The sequence below is a fragment of the Acinetobacter sp. YH12112 genome, from assembly GCF_013418945.1.
Taxonomy (GTDB): Bacteria; Pseudomonadota; Gammaproteobacteria; order Pseudomonadales; family Moraxellaceae; genus Acinetobacter; species Acinetobacter indicus.
The window spans coordinates 1-1,076 of record NZ_VPBA01000101.1 but is presented as its reverse complement, the minus strand read 5'-3'; the positions used below and the strand labels follow the sequence as shown (position 1 = coordinate 1,076).

At 39.5% G+C, this 1,076-nt stretch carries 1 protein-coding gene; it reads left to right on the top strand.

Annotated features, from left to right (window positions below):
* Positions 1 to 106: 106 nt before the first annotated feature.
* The gene (locus FTU50_RS15300; RefSeq protein WP_180069877.1) at positions 107 to 1,069 is read left to right on the top strand and encodes an IS30 family transposase; all 963 of its coding nucleotides are present in this window, start codon (positions 107 to 109) and stop codon (positions 1,067 to 1,069) included.
* Positions 1,070 to 1,076 lie beyond the last annotated feature (7 nt).

The following is a 1,076-nucleotide window of genomic DNA, read 5'->3' as shown; positions in this document are numbered from 1 at the left end:
AACGCAGATTCAAATCCCAAGTGCGACACATTTGTAGTTAGTTGAAAAAGTTAGGTGTATTCATAGAATCATTAGACTTTTTCAACTCGCAATTGGAAAGCACACAATGAAGAAATACACCCAACTTTCTCAAGATGAAAGATACGAAATTTATGCTACTTTGAAAAGTAAAAGCTCAATCGCTAACCTTGCTCGGGAGTTAGGGCGTTCACGATCAACCATCTACCGTGAATTAAAAAGAAATACTGGGCAACGTGGATATAGGGCTCAACAGGCAGCTAAATTTGCAAGTCAAAGACGGTACCGTCCTTCCTCATCAATGACAGCATTTGCCTTCGCCTATATTGATTATTTAATTGGCTTGGACTGGTCACCAGAACAAATTTCAGGTGCTTTAACACAACGCGGTTGGCTGGATGTACCTTCACATGAGTGGATTTACCAGTACATTTATCAAGATAAATCAAAAGGCGGTAAACTCCATCTACACTTAAGGCATCAGAAGAAATATCGAAAACGAGGTTACAAAAACACGGATCGTAGGGGGCAAATCATTGATAAAACAAGTATTCACTGTCGAGACCAGGTCATTGATCAACGACAACGTTTAGGAGATTTCGAAGGTGACACGGTGATTGGTAAACATCATAAAGGTGCTTTATTAACCCTTGTTGATCGAAAGAGCCTGTATGTACATATTGTTCATTTAGGGCCAACGAGAGTATCCTCTCAAACGATTACTTGTGCATTAGATCGTTTACAAATGAGCCATGCTTATAGTGTGACATTTGATAATGGAAAGGAATTTGCCGAACACAAAAGAATTACTGATGTCGGCATAGATACTTATTTTGCTGATCCTTACAAGTCTATTCAGCGAGCTAGAAATGAAAATACGAATGGTTTAATCCGGCAATATCTGCCAAAATCATCATCGTTTGACGATGTGTCAAACGATGAAATAGAGCAGATAGAATTGTCACTTAACCATCGTCCTAGAAAAACACTAGGCTGGTATACACCGAGTGAAGTTATGGCTGGTTTTTATACTGTTGCACTTGCCGCTTGAATCCGCC